Source organism: Flexithrix dorotheae DSM 6795 (assembly GCF_000379765.1).
Lineage (GTDB): Bacteria > Bacteroidota > Bacteroidia > Cytophagales > Flammeovirgaceae > Flexithrix > Flexithrix dorotheae.
Window position 1 is genome coordinate 129,939 of the sequence record NZ_KB903435.1, and the last position, 18,262, is coordinate 148,200.

16 protein-coding genes are annotated in these 18,262 nt (G+C 39.0%); 2 read left to right on the forward strand and 14 right to left on the reverse strand.

Going from position 1 to position 18,262, the window contains the following annotated elements:
• Window positions 1–76: 76 nt before the first annotated feature.
• The 7 genes from A3EM_RS0110300 to A3EM_RS0110330 all read right to left on the reverse strand — a co-directional run bounded on the left by A3EM_RS0110300 (window position 77) and on the right by A3EM_RS0110330 (window position 8,982).
• A complete protein-coding gene (locus A3EM_RS0110300; protein ID WP_020528124.1) occupies window positions 77–1,408 on the reverse strand; it encodes a glycoside hydrolase family 140 protein in 1,332 nt (443 codons plus the stop codon).
• A 107-nt stretch (window positions 1,409–1,515) separates the two neighbouring features.
• Window positions 1,516–3,147: a glycoside hydrolase family 140 protein gene (locus A3EM_RS0110305; protein WP_157637811.1), complete on the reverse strand. Its 1,632-nt coding sequence runs from the start codon at window positions 3,145–3,147 to the stop codon at window positions 1,516–1,518.
• Window positions 3,148–3,326: 179 nt separating this feature from the next.
• Entirely contained in the window at window positions 3,327–4,154 is an 828-nt protein-coding gene (locus A3EM_RS0110310) for a phosphogluconate dehydrogenase C-terminal domain-containing protein (RefSeq protein ID WP_020528126.1), read from the reverse strand.
• Window positions 4,155–4,193: 39 nt separating this feature from the next.
• The gene (locus A3EM_RS0110315; RefSeq protein WP_020528127.1) at window positions 4,194–5,588 is read right to left on the reverse strand and encodes a four-carbon acid sugar kinase family protein; all 1,395 of its coding nucleotides are present in this window, start codon (window positions 5,586–5,588) and stop codon (window positions 4,194–4,196) included.
• Window positions 5,585–6,865 (reverse strand): ribulose-bisphosphate carboxylase large subunit family protein, encoded by a 1,281-nt coding sequence (locus A3EM_RS0110320; protein WP_020528128.1) that lies wholly within the window; start codon window positions 6,863–6,865, stop codon window positions 5,585–5,587. The genes A3EM_RS0110315 and A3EM_RS0110320 overlap by 4 nt, the downstream gene beginning before the upstream one ends.
• A complete protein-coding gene (locus A3EM_RS0110325) occupies window positions 6,852–7,673 on the reverse strand; it encodes a sugar phosphate isomerase/epimerase family protein (RefSeq protein ID WP_020528129.1) in 822 nt (273 codons plus the stop codon). The genes A3EM_RS0110320 and A3EM_RS0110325 overlap by 14 nt, the downstream gene beginning before the upstream one ends.
• A gap of 286 nt (window positions 7,674–7,959) precedes the next feature.
• Entirely contained in the window at window positions 7,960–8,982 is a 1,023-nt protein-coding gene (locus tag A3EM_RS0110330) for a Gfo/Idh/MocA family protein (RefSeq protein WP_026210215.1), read from the reverse strand.
• Between the two features lie 389 nt (window positions 8,983–9,371).
• Between A3EM_RS0110330 and A3EM_RS0110340 the strand changes: the two genes are divergently transcribed.
• The gene (locus A3EM_RS0110340; RefSeq protein ID WP_020528132.1) at window positions 9,372–10,391 is read left to right on the forward strand and encodes a LacI family DNA-binding transcriptional regulator; all 1,020 of its coding nucleotides are present in this window, start codon (window positions 9,372–9,374) and stop codon (window positions 10,389–10,391) included.
• Between the two features lie 58 nt (window positions 10,392–10,449).
• Window positions 10,450–11,289: an MBL fold metallo-hydrolase gene (locus A3EM_RS42025; RefSeq protein WP_020528133.1), complete on the forward strand. Its 840-nt coding sequence runs from the start codon at window positions 10,450–10,452 to the stop codon at window positions 11,287–11,289.
• A 26-nt stretch (window positions 11,290–11,315) separates the two neighbouring features.
• Here the strand turns inward: A3EM_RS42025 and A3EM_RS0110350 are convergent, their stop codons facing one another.
• From A3EM_RS0110350 to A3EM_RS0110380, 7 genes are all read right to left on the reverse strand, one after another.
• Window positions 11,316–11,645: a type II toxin-antitoxin system RelE/ParE family toxin gene (locus A3EM_RS0110350; protein WP_020528134.1), complete on the reverse strand. Its 330-nt coding sequence runs from the start codon at window positions 11,643–11,645 to the stop codon at window positions 11,316–11,318.
• A complete protein-coding gene (locus tag A3EM_RS0110355) occupies window positions 11,635–11,841 on the reverse strand; it encodes a hypothetical protein (RefSeq protein ID WP_020528135.1) in 207 nt (68 codons plus the stop codon). Before A3EM_RS0110355 ends, A3EM_RS0110350 begins: the two co-directional genes overlap by 11 nt.
• 178 nt (window positions 11,842–12,019) lie before the next feature.
• The gene (locus A3EM_RS0110360; protein ID WP_020528136.1) at window positions 12,020–14,218 is read right to left on the reverse strand and encodes a DUF5916 domain-containing protein; all 2,199 of its coding nucleotides are present in this window, start codon (window positions 14,216–14,218) and stop codon (window positions 12,020–12,022) included.
• Between the two features lie 101 nt (window positions 14,219–14,319).
• A complete protein-coding gene (locus A3EM_RS0110365) occupies window positions 14,320–14,922 on the reverse strand; it encodes a 3-keto-disaccharide hydrolase (protein ID WP_020528137.1) in 603 nt (200 codons plus the stop codon).
• A gap of 158 nt (window positions 14,923–15,080) precedes the next feature.
• On the reverse strand, window positions 15,081–15,833 hold the full coding sequence (locus A3EM_RS0110370) for a 3-keto-disaccharide hydrolase (RefSeq protein ID WP_020528138.1): 753 nt from the start codon (window positions 15,831–15,833) through the stop codon (window positions 15,081–15,083).
• Between the two features lie 74 nt (window positions 15,834–15,907).
• On the reverse strand, window positions 15,908–17,257 hold the full coding sequence (locus A3EM_RS0110375) for a Gfo/Idh/MocA family protein (protein WP_020528139.1): 1,350 nt from the start codon (window positions 17,255–17,257) through the stop codon (window positions 15,908–15,910).
• Between the two features lie 154 nt (window positions 17,258–17,411).
• A complete protein-coding gene (locus A3EM_RS0110380) occupies window positions 17,412–18,155 on the reverse strand; it encodes a glucosamine-6-phosphate deaminase (protein ID WP_020528140.1) in 744 nt (247 codons plus the stop codon).
• Window positions 18,156–18,262 lie beyond the last annotated feature (107 nt).

Consider the following 18,262-nt stretch of genomic DNA (forward strand, 5'->3'; position numbering starts at 1 on the left):
TAAAATTTAAACATGCTCTTAAGTAACTTCTTCGTTTATGCTTAAGCCAGAAAAAGTCAAGGGGCGGATAAAATTACTACCTCACCTCCAAAACCAATACCCAGTCATTTCCTCTTTTTTCATCGGAAGGGGGATCAAAATTCATGGTGTTATTTTTACTGACCTCACCTATTGATATACTTTCCCCAATACCAGGATTAAACCAGGTCATATTTAATTTTTCTGTCTTCAATTTACTAAGATCTAAGGAGAAATTACTGCCATATGGAGAATAAGCTAATAAAAAACTGTCATCGGTGGCAATGGCACATCTTATTTCTTTCCCCAAATTGTTTGGACCATCTGTAATCAAGTCGGAGGCCGGTTCTAATTTTTGCCATTCCAGTGATTCAAAAAATTTGCGCATATAGCCAGCCTGAAAGGCTCCCGGGTAATTCAAAGCTTGTGTCCAAGGGGTTCTTGCCACTGATATTGGATCTCTTCCCGGTAGCCACATTTGCCAGATATTATGGTTGCCATAAGTATGCCCACAAGCCCCGCCAAGCATGGACCAGTATCCCGCTCTTCGGCTATCAAATTCATCGAACCAACCGTTTGAAGCCTTCCAGTTGATAGGATGATCTTCATAACAGGGTTCTCCATCAAGCACGGGTTTTACGGGCTCAAGTTTGTAGAGTTTTTCCGTTACCAGATAATTTTTATGAATATCTCCGTGCCCGGATTGATACATGTTCAGGTCAAGCCAGTCATCCTCATGAAACCACATGGCCGAATTGCTTCCTCCCTGAGGGTGCATGGTTATTAACTGGGCATTTCCCACTTCGCTCCTGATTCCTTTTCCCATTTCTCGGATAATAGCCAGATCTTCCTCATTTTCAGGATTCCGGTCTCCTCCCAGTATCCAGATGATATTTTTTCCTTTGTATCGATTTCCCAAAAATTTGCCATAAACCAGGGCATTTTCTGGGGTAAAAACTTCAGGTCCTACTCCCCATTTCAAATTGAATTTATCTCCCCAGGTGGGCAACATTCCGATGAACATTCCCAATTCTCCAGCTTTATTTACAATGTAATCTACATGTTTGAAATAAGCTTCATTCGGCTTGGAAGGATCGTTATCAATCAATGGTTTTTCTTGATTGGAACTGGCTACATTTAATCCTTCCAGCTCAGCTAAAACCACAGCCTGAATTACAGTGAACCCTTTGTCTGCCCTGTTTTGTAAGTACAAATCAGCTTCTTCCTTATTCGTACGATGGAATAATTCCCAGGCGGTATCGCCCAGCCAGAAAAATGGTTTTCCATCCTTGTAAACGATATGGCGTTTGTCATCACTGATTTTCAGTTCTTGTGCAAAAATGCTTGTATTTAAAAGTGTAAAAAGTATAATTAAAATTTTGTGATTCATATTCTGATTTTAAGTTGTAATGTATTTCAAACTCCCCCCTAACCCGCTCGATGAGGGGAAAATGTCATATTTAAATGCTCTAATAATTCCCATTTTACTTCCAGCTTCTAATCCTCAGTTTCCAAAATCAACACATAATCCTGTGATTTTGGCGGGGTCGTTTTAAGGATGCCTCCAGTTACTTTTATTTCTCCTTTTTCATATTGATTATTTACAGGGTCAAACCACCTTGCTGTGTATTTCAAATGATTTAGGTTTCTTATCGTAATTTCTTGTTGTTGAGGAGTATAGGCTAGAATAGTGGAATAATCCTCACTTGATACCACTGAAATAAAATGGTTGAAGACCTGATCTCCTGGCTGATTAACCAAAAGTTCTTTTGCAGGTTTTAATTTCCACCAGTTGAATTGTTGAATGAAATGGGAGAGGTAACCAATTTGCAGGCTTCCGGGAAATTCAATGCTTTTCTCCCAGGTGGAAGGGCCTTTATCTCCGTGATTTCTGTGATTTTCAACAAGTTCTCCCTCTTTTTGAATCCACGGCCAAATGCCATTGGCTCCATAAGTTATGCCTGAAGGCGGAGTAGCAAAAATACTCCAGTAAGAAGCATTTCTCACATCTTCAGCTGTGATTTTAAAGTGTATTTCTTCATAATTTGGTTCCAGATTGATAAGGGGTTTGGCCGTAATTTTATCCCAGTTATCGGCCATAGGGCCTTTATTGATCCAGTCCACCACCCGCTGTTGATTATTGTGGCTGGACTGATAGCCAACGATATCCAGCCAGTCCTCATCACGGTAAGCCTCCCCAATCCAGGAACTTCCATGTGGGTGTTGGGCTACAATTCCCGGATGATTTCCATCAAAAACTTCCCGTCCTATTTGTTTCCAGCGTTGTTCATATTCCTTCAGGTATTCCCCATCTCCACCCAAAAACCAAATCACCTGGTTTCCACCAAATCGAGCCACCATGTATTTGGCTAGTAGTACTGCTTCATCTTTGGGTAAATAATATCCCGGACTCAAATATCTACCCTGAATAGAAGGCAAAGCCCAAAGCAAAACCGGGGCGGCTACCAAACCATATTCATTGATCTTATCAATTTTTTTATCCATCCGCTTGAAAAAATCGATGTTCAATTCAATATAGCCACTTCCTGTGAAAGCGACTTCTCCCTTGCTGTCTTTTTCGCATCCTCTCCATTGTGTGGTGACAAACTGAATAACATTGTAATGATTATCCACTCTATGTTTCAGGTATTTATCCCATTCAGCTTCCGTAGATTTTAAAGCACCATTCCACGCAGTACAGCCAGTGAAGAAAAATGGAGTCCCATCAGCATGTTTCAGGTGGTAATTTCCCTTACTCCGTTGAATTGCGCCATTTTTATAAATGGATAAATTGCTTTTATTTTCCCTACATTCAAACTTTCCTTTTTGTGCATTTAAGCCCGTATTTTTCTCATCTGAACAAAAAGTTTCATAAGTCCATTCACCAATTTCATCCGGAGAAAAACGAATTTTAAAATTCTGTCCTCCATCCCAAAAGCCATTGATCTGTTTTGTTCTTCCTGAGGGGGAAGTGAAAACTGCGTGAAATTTTTTGAGATCGTAAAGTGGATTTTCGTAGGCCTGGGAGCTGGTAAAATTCAGTTCCAGTTTTCCCCAAACAGGTGTCTGGCTATTTCCTGTTAATGGAAAAAGCATTAGAAAATAACAAAAGAGAAGTAAGTTTTTCATTTTCAATTTAGTGATTAGTTTTCTTCTGGTTTAAGTTTTCAACTTAAGCATTTTAGTAAAAGGAAGTTTGTAACTTCCAGAACAAGGCTGGAAAGTTGCAAACTTTCCTTTATTTAAAGACTTAAGTAGTCGCTTCGCTTATACTTAAGCCAGTAATAGAAAGTATTCAAAATTGCCAATCAGGTAATGGCGATAATCTGTTCTTTCACACTTTTGGCTTCAAAAACATCCTTCCAGTTTTCTTTGAAAATCAGCTCTTTACCAATATTTATAGCTTTTAAAGCTGCATCTGAAAACTGACCACCTGGCAATTGGTTGAATAGTAATGCCAATTCTATATTGATGTGCCCTAAAAAGAAATCATAAGCGGCTTCTTTAGGCACTCCTAATTCTACAACTCTGTCCACTCCCTCTTTTAAAACTGAAACTACTGCAGCGCCAAAAGTTTCGGATAAAGCGGGTTCCAGAATGCCCATTTGTTCAATGGTAATTCTATGCGAAACCGTTACAGGTGCATACATGATTTTTGCCAGTTCTTCCCCGGCAGCATAAACCTCTTCAGGTCCCTGGATGAGGGCACAAACAATGGTTTGTTTAGCGGCTATTCCTCCGAAATAATCAAAATGTGCTTTTTCATTGGGTTCCCAGTTGAAAACTGAAGGATGAGAAGGGTGAGAAGCGAAATATGAAATATCTTCTCTTGCAAAAAGATGCCCGGCCAATGGTGCTGCCGGATCAAGACTTACGCCAACTGCTCCGGGTTTCATCATAGGAACAATTTTGGAAGTGACTGATTTAATGGCAATATCCGGAACGGCAAAGATTACGTAATCGGCCTCAGGTACTGCGTCCTCAGCTTTGGAAACGTCCACTCCTCTTGATTTTACTTTTTCAATTCCTTCAGGACTAACTTCCAGATAGGTCATGTCATATTTGGAATCTTTCAGGTTGTCGGTAAGCCTGCAACCCATTTTTCCTCCAGCTCCAACTATCGTTACTTTTGTCATGTTTCCTTATTTTATATATTAATAATCAAAAATTTTCACTCAAATACTGTCTATGATTCCGCCATTCAAAATGGCTTCAAAATAATTTTCCTTCCCATTTTGCCCGCCTTTTAGAGAAATTTCCAGTCCATCAAAAGCCGGGTTTTTGGAATGAGCCACACACAAAGGCGCTCCGGGGGCAATAGGGCATAAAGTTTCCAATGCATAAATACCCAGTTCTCTGGAAACATACCCGGAAGTATCTCCACCGGCCGAAACAACCCTTATTTTTCCGTGTTTTTCCAGTAAGCTTTTCATGATTTTTCCCATGGCTTTTCCAATAATTTTCCCCGAATTGTCATCTCCGTGTTCAGCCATCCACTGGTTTACCATGGCAATGGAATTATCCCCGGGACCCTTGGCTGAAAAAATTGTAAGGCTTTTATTTTGACTGAGGATTTGGGATGCTTTTTTAATAATGGCATCCATTTCTTTCTCAGGATGATTTAAAAGGTTGATGACATCAATTCGAATTTCCTCAAACCCTTTTTTTGCAGCATAATTCAATTGATTTGCAGTGATCGGGGAACAACTCCCGGCTACTACAATTATTTGCTCAGCTTTATCTGCTTTTGAGGTATTTTCTACATTTTCAATTTCTCCAATTTTCTGAAGATATTTAGCCAAAGCATAATTGATTCCCGAAGAACCCACCAGGAGTTGGGTTTTAGTTTGTTTGATTTTAAAAATAAGTGCTCCCGTTGTTTCCAGATGGTGAAGATTAAAAGTATCGAACAATAAAAAATCTCCCGGGTTTCTTGAAAGGGATTTCACTTTTTCTATTTTTTCCTCCTCATTTAATTCAAAATCATGTAAATCGAAAAGCTGACATTTTTTGTCCGACTGCAAAGCCAGATGTCTTCTGATATCACTTTCCCGCATTGGGGTAACCGGATGATTCGCCATTACGGGGTGGAGGTCCAGCCGGAATGTTTCTGCTCCAATTCTGGCAAATAAATTTCCAAAAATCACGAATCTATTCAGAAAAGGGGCTCCAATAATAATAGGAACAGTGGCTGATGGAAAAAATCGTTCTGCCAGTTCTGTAGCTCTGCCAATATTCCCTTTATCTGGAGCAGAATCCATGGTAGAACACACTTTGTAATGAAAAAAATCGGTGGGAATCTGACTGATTTTTTTGAAAACCGGGAGTAATTCTTTCTCCATTTCCTGCTTATTCAGGCTTCGGGAAATTCCTGCTACACCAAAAGCTTTTAATATTTCACCACCTACATTTTTTTTAAGTTTAAAGCTGCTAACTTCCTCATTTGTAGGAGGTTTCAGAAACAATGCGGTAGGGATACCATTAAATGCCAGGGTTTCCATCACATCGGTGGAACCGGTAAAATCATCCCCGTAATAACTTAGCCATATATTATTGTGAAGCAACTTCATGATAAATTTCCGTAAAATTTTAAGGCTTTTTTCAATTCTGCATGATCTTCGGAATAAGTTTCCAGATCAATTCCCTTAATGGCAGCTTCCCAACCCTGAATTATACTTTTTACTCCTGCGGCAATGCCATCAGGATGTGCTACAATCCCCCCTCCACAGACATACATCACATCAGTGCTTTTAATGGCATTGTAGGTGTCAACAGTCTGACCAGCCCATTGTCCCGAGGAAAGTACAGGCATGGGGCTTTTTGTACCGATGAATCCCGACAAACAAGCCTGAATAGACTGAATAACCGAAGTGTCAGTTTCGCAAAACTTGTTGCGGATGCCATTGGTGTGCAAATGATCTACTCCTGCTAGTCTCCAAAACTTTTGATAGGCGGGAAATTCCATCCCCAAAACAGGAGAACGAGCGTATATTCCCCAACCATTTCTATGACCGTGAATGGGTAATTGGGTAAATTCATTAAGTTTTAATAAACCGCTGATTCCCACCCAATTGATACTCGTCATTACACAAGTTCCTCCTTTTTCCAACACATAATCGTGTCTCTTTTTCATTTCATCTATATCCCCGCTAATGTTGAAGGCATACATGGACTTTTTTCCGGTTTTTTCGGCATGATCATTAATGACTTCCATTACGGCATCCACTCTCTTTTCAAAGGGAGAATGGGGAGCATCTCCCATCAGTTCATCGTCTTTTAAAAAGTCCAAACCAGCTTCAATAAGGGTTTTGGTTTGTTGCGCAGTGGCTTCAGGGGATAAGCCCACGCTTGGCTTGATGATGGTGCCAATAATTGGCCGGTTTTCTACTCCGGTAAATTTTCTGGTACCCTCAATGCCAAATTTTGGACCGGGATATTTTTGGGAGAAATCTTCGGGTAAATCAAAATTCAATAATTTTAATCCTGAAAAAGCACCCAATTCGAATAAGTTTCCCGCTAAAGTAGCCATCAGGTTTGGAAGGTGGAGACCCACATTTTCCAAAGGCCAGCTAAGAGAAACTACTCCTCTTTTTACTTTGCCATGATACCCTTTGGGCATTCTGGCTCCGGGTAATGAAGGTTCTCCTTCATAATTGAGTTCAGTGATATTTTCTACTCTTGCACTATGGTTTTCTTTTAATTCCTGTGTTTCTCCTGGTGTTGGAACAAAAGTGCCACAAGATTGTTCTCCGGCCATTGTTTCAGCAGCTTTTTCCAATGGAAAAGCAGTTTCAATGAGGTAATTGGCATTTATCCTTTTTCCTTCCATAGTCTTACTTTTTAACATGGGCTAATATTGATTTTAAATATTCAGCACTTTCTTTTGCCCATGCCTGCTCTTTGACTATTGTTTCCTGAATATGATTTTCCGGTCCAGGCCACAATTCCATAATGGCGCTCTGGCAGTTTCCAATTTTGTCCAGTTCTTCTATAAGCCAGTGTAATGGCAGCATTCCCAATCCTGTTGGCGTTCCGGTAATGGAAAACCCCATGTTATGGCTTAATCTTTTGATGCTGTAATCTTTTACATGCAGATTAATGGTATAGGGGAGAAGCAGCCGGGCTACTTCTGCAAATCCTTCATCGGCTCCAATAGAGTTCACAGAATCCAGGCAAATTCCAACCTGTTTTTCATCTGTTTTTTTTATGATTTCCAGAAATTCAGCTGCTTTTAGCCGGTCATGATTTTCAATGGCCAGTTTGATATTTTTGGTCCTAAAAGCAGGAAGAAATGAATTGATTAAATCAATGATTTCAGGAACTTCCGGTTCATAGCCATCTGCATCGATCACCATTCTTAAGATTGGAGAATTGAAAAAATCAGCCAGTTCGAGATGTTTTTTGATATTTTCAGGTCTTAGTCCTCGGGTCCCAATTTCAATAGCTAAACCGAATTCCTGAGCTTTTTCCTTTACTTGTTTTAATTCAGTTGGGCTATAATGATCAAGAGGCAGGTTGTCAGCAATTTGAACACAATCTGCTCCCAGGGTTTTGGCCTTTTCCAAAAATTGAAAAACTGTCATGGGTTCTTCTGGCATATTTCCAGGTACCCCAATTGACCAGGCAAAAGCATAAGTTCCTACTCCAAATCTCATGTTAAATAATTATAAAATTGTCTGGTTCAAGCATCAGCCTGGCCGAAATATTTGAACAACGTTTCGCTGTTCTCCAAATCAGGCTAAAGTTTGAGTCATTCCAATACTACTTTACCAAACTTATCTAAGATGGAAAGTTTCCATTTAAAATTAAACCTGTTTGAACTGATCTAATAACTAGAACCTCCCTTGTATCCCCTCCAGAGGGGAAAAAGAGAATTTACTTGGCTAAAGTTTGTAACTTTAGCATTATCAATAATTTGAAGTTTGCAACGTCCAGGTTTTGCTAATAATTTATCACACTATTTTCAGCTGCTGACTGATAAGAATCAAACACCAATTGAATCGTTTTGAAATTATCTTCTCCGGTGGTTTCGGCCTCCTTTTTTCCCAACATATCCAACAAAATATCCTGATTGCAATCGAAAATACTGGAATGTACAACTGCATAATCAGGATCCACCCAGTCGTAGATTGTTGGCTCTACTATTTCCTTGGTAGTTCCTGTTTTTGTGGTAGTGCTGATTTCAAAATCCGGTCCCAGATACAATGACCCCTTATCTCCTTCAATTAAAACATAGGTTTGGGGAAACCGCTCCTTTTCTAAAATACTGGCATAGGACATTTCTGCATAGCAATGCACACCATCGTCCATTTCCATAAAGACATTTGCTACATCTTCTCCTCTGATATTCGGGTTCACCCGCTGAGTTTTGCAATACAGTGACTTTGCTTCCCCAAAAAGGCTCCGGGAAACATCTAAAATATGTGAGCCTAAATCGGTGATAATGAATTGCTCTAATTCTGCCAAAAATGGTTGATTATCGAATACCGGAAAACTGTTACAAAAGGAAACATTAGCCTTAAATGGCTTTCCAATGATACCAGAAGTCAGTTTTTCCTTTAAAACCCTGACCGGTTTTTGCCAGCGGAAATTTTCGTGAATGTAAAAATCAACTTTATTTGATTTACAGCTTTCCATCATTGCTCTGGCCTGCTGAAAAGTAGGAGCCATTGGCTTCTGGCAAATGACATTTATTCCCCTTTCTGCTGCCATTTTGGTAAAAACCGGATGGGTATCCACATCAGTGATGATATCTATAAAATCAAGTTCTTCATTGTCCAGTAATTTTTGAGGATCATCGTAAACGGCTGGAACATTGAAGCAATCTGCGAGATGTTCTGCTTTGGAAAGGGTTCGGTTATAAAGTGCTATTAATTCTACATGTTCCTTCAACTCCATCCAGGCACCAATCTGAAACTTTGCCCAAAAACCGCATCCCATTACTGCAAATCGTAATTTTTTCATTTTCATTGATAATTAGCCCGATTTCAAATTAATTTCGGATATTTCAAATGCCTTTCCCGGTTAGGCTTCTTTCCTGTGAAAAAATCAGTAATTCCCAAAGAAATCTTTAAAACAGATTTTCCCAGCAAGATCTTCGATAGAGACCTTGCGTAACAGGACTTCAGAAGCTTTAAAGAGGCAGGGTCGCGAAAATGCAGACCTTGCTAAGACAAATATTCGCTTCTATAGGGGTTTCCTGTTGAAGGACTCCTCCCTTCTGTAACAATTTTCCTCTTTTTTGAAGATTAAAAAAAGGATTTGAGGATGAAGTTACGCAAAGGTTTGCGTAAAATTGCGTAATTTCAAAGCGGGTAATAAGCAACTCAATAATTAGCAAAAATTTAAGGGTAATGAAGCCAAAAAGGGTAACCATAAAAGACCTGGCCAAAGCGCTAAATGTTTCTCCTTCAACAATTTCCAGAGCTTTGCAGGATAGTTATCAGATTGGGGAGGAAACGAAAAAGGCGGTGTGGGAACTGGCCAAAAAATGGAATTATAAACCGAATTTGGTGGCCAAGCGGTTAATAAAACAAAAAAGCTTTACAGTAGGAGTGATTGTACCGGAGGTTTCCTATTATTTTAATGCCACTCTTATCATGGGGCTGGAAGACATATTGCTGAAGGAAGGTTTTAACCTGATTATCTGCCAGACCCACGAATCATACGAAAGGGAGATTTTACATTTTGAATACCTTATGGCCAATCAGGTAGATGGCATCATTTCCTCTATTTCCGGAGAAACACAGCAAATGAGCCATTTACATAATATACTGGAAGGAGGTACTCCTCTGGTGTTATTTGACAGAGGCTTTAATGTACCAAATATTTCTAAAGTAATGATTGATAATGTAGAAGCCGGGAGGGTGGCAGTATCATACCTGATAGAAACAGGCTGTAAAAGAATCGCCTATTTACAGGGGCCGGAAAGTTTACCTATAGGAAATGCCAGAAAAAAAGGCTATATCAAAGCCCTGGCAGAGGCGGGAATCCCCTTTGATGAAAAACTTGTAAGCCATTGTAAGTTTGGTTCGGATATGGGTTATTCCAATGCGAAAAAAATGCTGGGTATGAAAGAACCTCCTGATGCATTTTTCTGTATTAATGACAGGATTGGAATGGGTACGCTTGCTGCTATTAGGGAAAAAGGATTAAGTATTCCAGATGATGTGGCGGTTATCGGTTTTAATGATGAACCTTATGCCAAATTACTGAACCCAAGGTTGACTACAATTGAACAACCTGCTTTTAAAATGGGTCAGGAAGCAGCAAAAATGTTCCTTTATCAGCTAAAAACAGATGAACCTGAAATTCAGACCAAAATTCTCCCAACTAAATTAATTATTAGAGAGTCAACAATGGGAAAATGTTGATTAGAATTTTTAATTTTAAATCCGGAAGAACTAATTTTCCAAAGAAGATTATTTAAATATGGCTCCCAAAATCAAAGTGAAATTTTATGGAACTAGAGGTTCGATTCCAATCTGTGATCCGGATTTTTTTGAATTTGGGGGAAATACTACCTGTATTTCCATATTCAATGAAGACAATAATCATCTTACCATTTTAGATGCAGGAACCGGAATCAGGAAACTTGGGAAAGAAATACTTTCAGATGGTTTTTCCAACCTAAAAAAGGAGGTTTCCTTAATTTTCACTCATTTTCATTGGGATCATATTCAGGGATTTCCCTTTTTCGATCCGGCTTATGAAAAGGATTGGGAACTGAGAATTATGGCTTTGGGAAAAGGACAGGAAATTTCAGATTTGAAGGAGCTTTTCAGTACCCAGATGCAATCGGAATATTTTCCCATTGCTTTAGATGATATGGGTGCAAAAATGGATTTTATACTGAGTGAGACGGAAAGAGAAGTTTTTCCTACGGCAAAAATTTCCATTCAAAAACATAAGCATCCGGGGGGAGCTTTTAGCTATAGAGGGGACTGGAAGGGCAAGTCTTTGGTCATTTGCACCGATATTGAGCATGGTGATGAACTTGATCCAAATATTGTGGCCTTTGCCAAAGATGCAGATTTATTGATCCATGAGGCCCAATACACTTCAGAAGAACTGCTAAGACATAAAGACTGGGGCCACAGCAGTTTTGAACAAGCCATTGAAGTGGCAGAAAAAGCCAATTGCAAAAAACTGGTGATGACGCATCACGATCCTGATCATAATGATGCCTTTCTCAGGGAAATAGAGAAAAAATGCCAGCAGCGATTCAAAAACTGCTTCCTGGCCAGAGAAGGGATGGAGTTTGAGGTTTAGAAAGTTAAAATAACCTTACAAATTGATTAGTTATCGATTTCCTTAAGTATTTCTTTTATTTCCTTATCAGATATAGATTCCTTTTCTGACTTATCATAAATGGCAATTAAAAAAACAGTTTCTTCAGAAATATAAATATGAGTTATTACTCTAGCTCCTCCTGATTTTCCTTTACCTTTTGAGGCTATTGAAAGCCGAATTTTGTAACAATTATTACCTAGAGAAGTTCCTAAAGTAGGCTTTTGTGAAAGTTGTTGACCCAAAACAGCCAATTCATTTTTTAAAGACGGGTATTTTTTTATGAGCTTTCTAGCCCCTTTACGAAAATTTGCAATAGTGTCAACCTTATAATTCATTTAGAAAAGAATTTAAAGACTGAGTTTTCTTTTCACCAGCTTTAATTTGCCTTATTTCTTCCATAGCATCTTTTAGCCCTTCAATTATTTCTGCTTTATATGGAGAAAGTGGTTTGGTTTTTACGAAAGAAAAATTACCAAGTAACTCCATGATAAAGTCAACCTTATCATCTTTAATATCTAATAAAACTTTCATGAGTTCCTGCTTTTATTTTGAGAATAATTATTAACCCTGTTAGGATTTTACGGTAAAATATTTCCAAATAACTTTGGATTCTCTATTTATAACAATAATATAATTAAGAATATCTTATTCCAAATTTTGCAGAGGATGGTATAATAGTATTATCCTTTATCTAACAAGAATAACCCACCTATAAATTCCACCAATAAGTAAATTTCAGCACTAAAGCTCTGCTTTTCACCTGGAAGTTTTCCGGGAAATAGTTGTCGGTATATACCACATAAAAATCAGATGCAGGTTTGTATCGCCATTGGAAACGCACATTCAGGTTTACATTATCCCGCTGGTTATTGTATTGCACAAAAGTGGTAAGAAAAATATTGTTGGTAAAGGTAAAGTCTAGTCTGGGACTGATAAGCCAGAGGTCTATCAGATTATTTCCCTCATCAAAACTTAATTTGTTGTATTCAATATTGGTGGACAGGCTTACATAAGGCTGAAATCTATAGCCAATATCCAAACTGGTATTGAACCTTTTGCCATTAAAATAACCGCCAACAATAGTGGAAAACTCATAGGTCAGCAAACTATTTGGTTTGGACAAGTATTGAAAACCGGCTTCTTTCCATTGATATTCACTACCTGCAGGGAGGGTATCATTTCCTGAATTTGTTGGGTCGAAAGGAGCCAAAAGTTTAATATAGATATCACTTGCCCAGGCATCAGCACTACTTCGATTGAGAAAATCCACCCCATATCCAATGCTCGTTTCCCATTCATTTTTTTCAAACTCATGGTTGAAATAGGTTGAGTTATAAACCATAGGCCCATGAGAAATTACTTTTTCAGAGGATTTTGGAAAAAACAGAAAACTGCCTTCAGGATTAACTCTGATATAATTTTTTCGTGGAACATATCCCACTTCAGGATTATAATTTTCTCCTACAAATTCATGTTGCCAGGTGAGGTTAAGTTTTCGAGCACCATATTTTAATTTCATGGCATGCATATAGGTATCCTCCTTTTTATCAGGTCTGAAGTTTTTGTGGATGATGGCTTTTCCTGTCCAGATATTATTGGCTGAAGCCAGGTTATATTCCAATCCCAGGTTTCGGTTATACTTTGAGTATGGATTTTCATCATCCGGATTAGGGTTGTAATTGGTAGCTTCTTTATCAATATAGATTAATGAAATATTGGATCTGGAAAAAACCTGCCTCTGAATAGCAGCTACCGTGTAGTTATGAGCCGGCATTCCCAAACTATCTACTTTTCCAGTTTGTACATTCATTACCCCAATGCGCCAGTCCCGGTTGATTTTCCCACTTAATCTTGCCCCAAACTGCATGGGGCTGTTCAATCCAATTCTTCTGGAAAAAAATGGCCTTAAATTGTCCAGGCCAAAGTTTCCAAAAAGGTCACTGTTTTCTAAGAAAAATTGTCTTCTTTCAGGGAAAAAAAGCTCAAAACGACTCAGGTTGGTTACCTGCCTGTCCACTTCTACCTGGGAAAAATCCGGATTTACGGTAAGGTCCAGGTTAAGGGAAGAAGTGACCGCTACTTTAGCATCAAGCCCAACATCAAAGCGGTTTTCTGAGTTACTTCCATTTTGATAATCTCGACTAACCCCTCCCAGGGTGTAAGGAATTAGAGAGATATTTGAACCGGTTGTAGGAGGAGGAGCATCCCAAACCAGCGTTCCTGTATAGGCCAAAGAGGCGGTAGGAAACTGCCTTGGAACAGGCGCCCAACTGGATTTCTCACTTCTCTTCAAATCCAGCCGACTAAAATTTATTCCCCATTCAGTAATCCCTTTTTTATAGCGAATACTTTTAAAGGGAATAGATGCTTCAAACACCCATTTTTCGTCATCACTTTTAACTTTGGAATACCATTTATTATCCCAGCTTAAGTTTACACTTCCGCCATCGGCCATCAGGCCATCCCATTGGGCACCTTCTGCATTGGCACCAAAGGAAAATCCATTGGTTTGGTCATCAAAAGGGTCCATAAATAGCAGAAAATTTTCATTGCTTCCGAAAGAAAAATCTCTTCGAAGGGATTCTACGGTTCTTCTTCCGGGGAGGTCATCAAAACAAATCACTGAGATGTACATGGCGTTATCATCGTAACATAATCGCACTTCAGTTTTGGATTGAGCCAGGCTGGTATCCATGGGTAATACCATAAAAAAATCTTTGGCCACATCTGCCTCCTGCCATGCCTTTTCGGTTAAATCACCATCGATGGTAATTTCCTCACTGGTCTTGGCAATGTGAATGCGATAGGCAGCATTTTTCTTTTGGCCAAAAGATTCCTGGGAGCAAATAAAGGCCGAAATGAATAAAATCAGGTAGGTATATTTAGCAGGGTAAAACTTCACTTTCATATAGTCAGTAAATGGGTAATTAAGCAGTTGATATAATTAAAAAAGTCAAAGCAGAGCCTTTTTGGAAAACTCCACCCTGACTTTCAGCTAGAAATTCTAAATTATAATTCTTTTACTTTGATGTTTCTCCATCTCACTTTTATTCCCCCGCCATCGTGTATTTGCAAAGCAATAAATCCTTCACCTTTACCGATTTTTTCATCATCAAGTGCTACGATTTTCTGTCCGTTTATCCATGTAGTGACTTTGTTTCCATCCACCTTGATTTTCATTTTATTCCATTCTCCTTCCTTCAATGCTTCTTCACCTTTTTCATCAGGTTGAATTAGCCAGCCTCTTCCGTACGATTCATAAATTCCTCCTGAATGTTTTCCTTTTGGAGCCACTTCTACCTGCCATCCATTTATTTTCACACCTTCTTCAATAAATGATCGGATAAAAACACCACTATTTCCATTGGCTTCCTGCTTGAATTCCAGGGTAAGAATAAAATCTTTGTAATTTTTCTCTGTCCCTAAATAGCCATATTGGGCATCAGGACCACTTTCTGAAATTAATTCCCCATTTTCCACATACCACTTTTCAGTTCCGAAAGCTTTCCAGCCATCCAGGTTTTTACCATTAAAAAGTTCGGTGGTTTGGGCAAAACTGGTCAAATGCCCCAGGCAAAAGAATAATATGATTCCAATTAATTTATTTTTCATGTATTGTTACTTTTTGAAATTAGATGTTCGAATTTTTCACTTTTTTATGTAATAGCGAATGGTTTGAACCACTCGCTATTAAAGATTTTACTGTGCCACTAAATCCAAATATTGCCAAAAATAATTTTCAATATAAGGGTCAAGCAGCATGCTTGTGGTTAGAGGTGTCTTACTTTTATGTTTCTGAACCAGATGAAACTACCGTGGTCTTGAAGTCCAATTAAACCTTTTTTAGCTTTTCCATAATCTGGCATGTCTTTCCATTTACCTGAATCCCTTCTTTCCTGCCAGTCCTCCGACCATGGAACGAAACTCACTACTTTTTCACCATTAAGCCAATATTCAGCTTTTTCCTTCTGGAAAATAATTCTGGAAGTATTCCACTCTCCGGCTTTCTTAACAATTTTCTTTTCCTTATCTGCAGGGTACATGGCATAATCAGCACCCAGAGACTGCCATTCCTCCAACTTTTGTGGGAATCCAATATCATCAATTAACTGGTATTCTGGTGCAGTTTCATAAGCCGTGTGATATTGATCTCCTTCCTGAATATGGTAGAAAATTCCACTGTTTCCGCCCTCGGAAATTTTCCATTCCAATTGCAATTCAAAATCTTCAAATTCCATATCCCCAAAGACGATATCTCCTCCAACATCACCACCTTTTCCCAAAGATTTCAAAGTACCATCTTCCACTACCCAGGCTTCTGGAAGTGAAGTCTGATTAAACCCTCTCCATCCTTTGGCAGTTTTTCCATCAAATAGGGAAATCCATTCTCCTTTTGTTTCAGAAACCTTTTCTGTTGATTCTTTCACTTCGGTTTCAGCGGTTTCTTCTGCTTGTTTTGGCTGGCAACCCATTAAGGTAAATCCAATCAGAGAAGTGAAAATAAAATATTTACTAAAGTTCATTTTACTAATCATTAAATATTGAAATAAATTTTCAGGCCTGGTACAGACCTGTACAAATAATAGTCTGAGACATTTTAGCTCACCAACTCCATTTTTTCAGGATCCCATTGAATAAACTTATCCTGGAAGTAGCTATCGTTACAAAGTAATGCCGGAGCTGCTGCCCTGAATCCAAAAACCGGATCTTCAGCTACCGTTCCTCCTGTTCTGATGGCATTGAAGAAGTTTCTGAAATGGTCGTAATGGGCACCTTTATAGCCTTTTTCCGCCTTATAACTAATTTCTTGTGGGGGAACCATTTTTTTCCTGTCTGTGATTTCCACTCCTGCTTCTTTGGCTTTGGCCAGTGCAAAAGGATCGTTTGTACTGAAATTGTTTCTTTTGAGCACTACTTCTTCCCATTTAATATCCATTGATCCTTCACTCCCTACCAATTTCAAATAAGTAGAGCCGCTGGTGCCATCTACAAAGTTGCATCTTAGAGATAGGTTGAAAGCGGGATGTGCTTCAGCTTCAGGATAATCGAACATACCCAACAAAACATCTGGCACTTCTCTACCATCTTTCCAGTAGCGCAAACCACCCATTGAGCTAATTTTTGTAGGGCCCTTGGAATTGGTCACAAAATGAAGACTTGAAAATAAGTGGACAAATAAATCTCCTGACATACCTGTGCCATAATCCAGGTAATTTCTCCATCGGAAAAATCTCATTGCATCGAAATCTCTTTTGTTGGTATTGGCAATGTATTTTTTCCAATCCACAGTTTTCTCAGAGGCATCTTTGGGAATAGGATATTGCCAGGCTCCGGTTGGAGAGTGTCTTGCCCAAAAGCCTTCCGCATAATTTAATTCTCCAATAGCGCCTTCAGCTAATAGTTGTTTTGCTTTTTCATTTCCCAAAGAGGACATCCCCTGGCTTCCCACCATAAAAATTTTCCCGGATTTTTTCCAGGTATTGATCACATCATGTCCCTCAGCTACAGAATGTACCATTGGTTTCTCACAGTACACGTGTTTTCCGGCATTTAATGCATCTATGGAAATTTGCTTGTGCCAGTGGTCAGGAGTACCGATAATTACCGCATCAATATCTTTCCTTTTAAGGATGTCTTTGTAATCGGTGGTGGTGAAAATATCCGCACCCCATTTTTCTTTCGCACTTTCCAGTCTTCCCTGATATAAATCGCAGGCAGCTACCAATTTCACACCTTCGTGTCTCAAAGCTGTATTGGTGTCTTCAGTACCCATACCTCCGGCTCCAATTATGGCCAGGTTAATATCGGTTGAGGCGGAAAGCCCATTAGTTCTTTTCAGATAAGTTAAATTTTTTGCATTTCCTTCCAATGCAAATCCGGAAGCAGTTACTACAGAAGCACCTGCTACGCCTAATTTTCTTATAAATTTCCGTCTGTTATTTTTCATATTGAAGTAATTGTTTGTATTAAATTCGGGAAAAATGCCATGCCCTTCAAAAAGCAGGAATACCCAAGAATAGGGCCTGGGGGCTTAATTTTTGGGGTAACAAATGGGGTAACGAGTCCGATTTTATTGTTTTTTTTGGATTTTTTTATCGAAATCAACCAGAAGTTGCAGAGTCGGCTAATTTGGCTGAGTCTTTATCTAGGAAAAGCTGGGTACTGGCATGAAGATTTAGAATGGATGCCGGAACTTCAGGAACAACCTTTCCATTTAATACAGCTCCAACGGCCTTGGCTTTTCTTGGACCGGGAACTGTGCAAATAATATGATAGGCTTTCATGATTTGCCTGACTGACATACTAACTGCCATGGTCGGAACTTCTTCCAGGGAATCGAACCATCCTTCTGCCAGTTGTTGTTCACGGCAGGCTTCATCCAACACTACTTTTATAAATGGCTCTTCTGTTTCAAAATCGGCAGGCGGGTCGTTAAAGGCCAGGTGGGCATTTTCCCCAATACCAACAAAGGCTACATCAACTGGATTTGCCAGAATTAAGCGGTTCAGTTTTTTACAAACTGTGGGGATATCCTCTTCAGTGTTAATAAGAAAAAAATCTCCAATAGGCACCCGATTAACAAATCTGTCCATCAGGTATTTTCGAAAAGAAGCCGGATGGGTAGGAGGAAGGTCAATGTATTCATCCAAATGAAAACCAGTTACCTTTTTCCAATCAATATCTTCTTTGATCAGTTGGTTGAGCATTTCAAGTTGTGAAGCTCCTGTAGCCAGAATGATATTGGCTGTTCCTTTGGCTTCAATTGCTTCATTAATTTTTTGAGCACCACTTTTTGCCGCTGCAATGCTCAACTCCTGTTTAGTTTCCGAAATAATTATTTTCATAGATTGATTACTGCTGTTAAAATTAAATTACCAAGTATGCGATTGACACAAAAGCCTGATATAGAAATTATTATTTCTCTAAAATAATAGTACACAGCTTGGTGCAC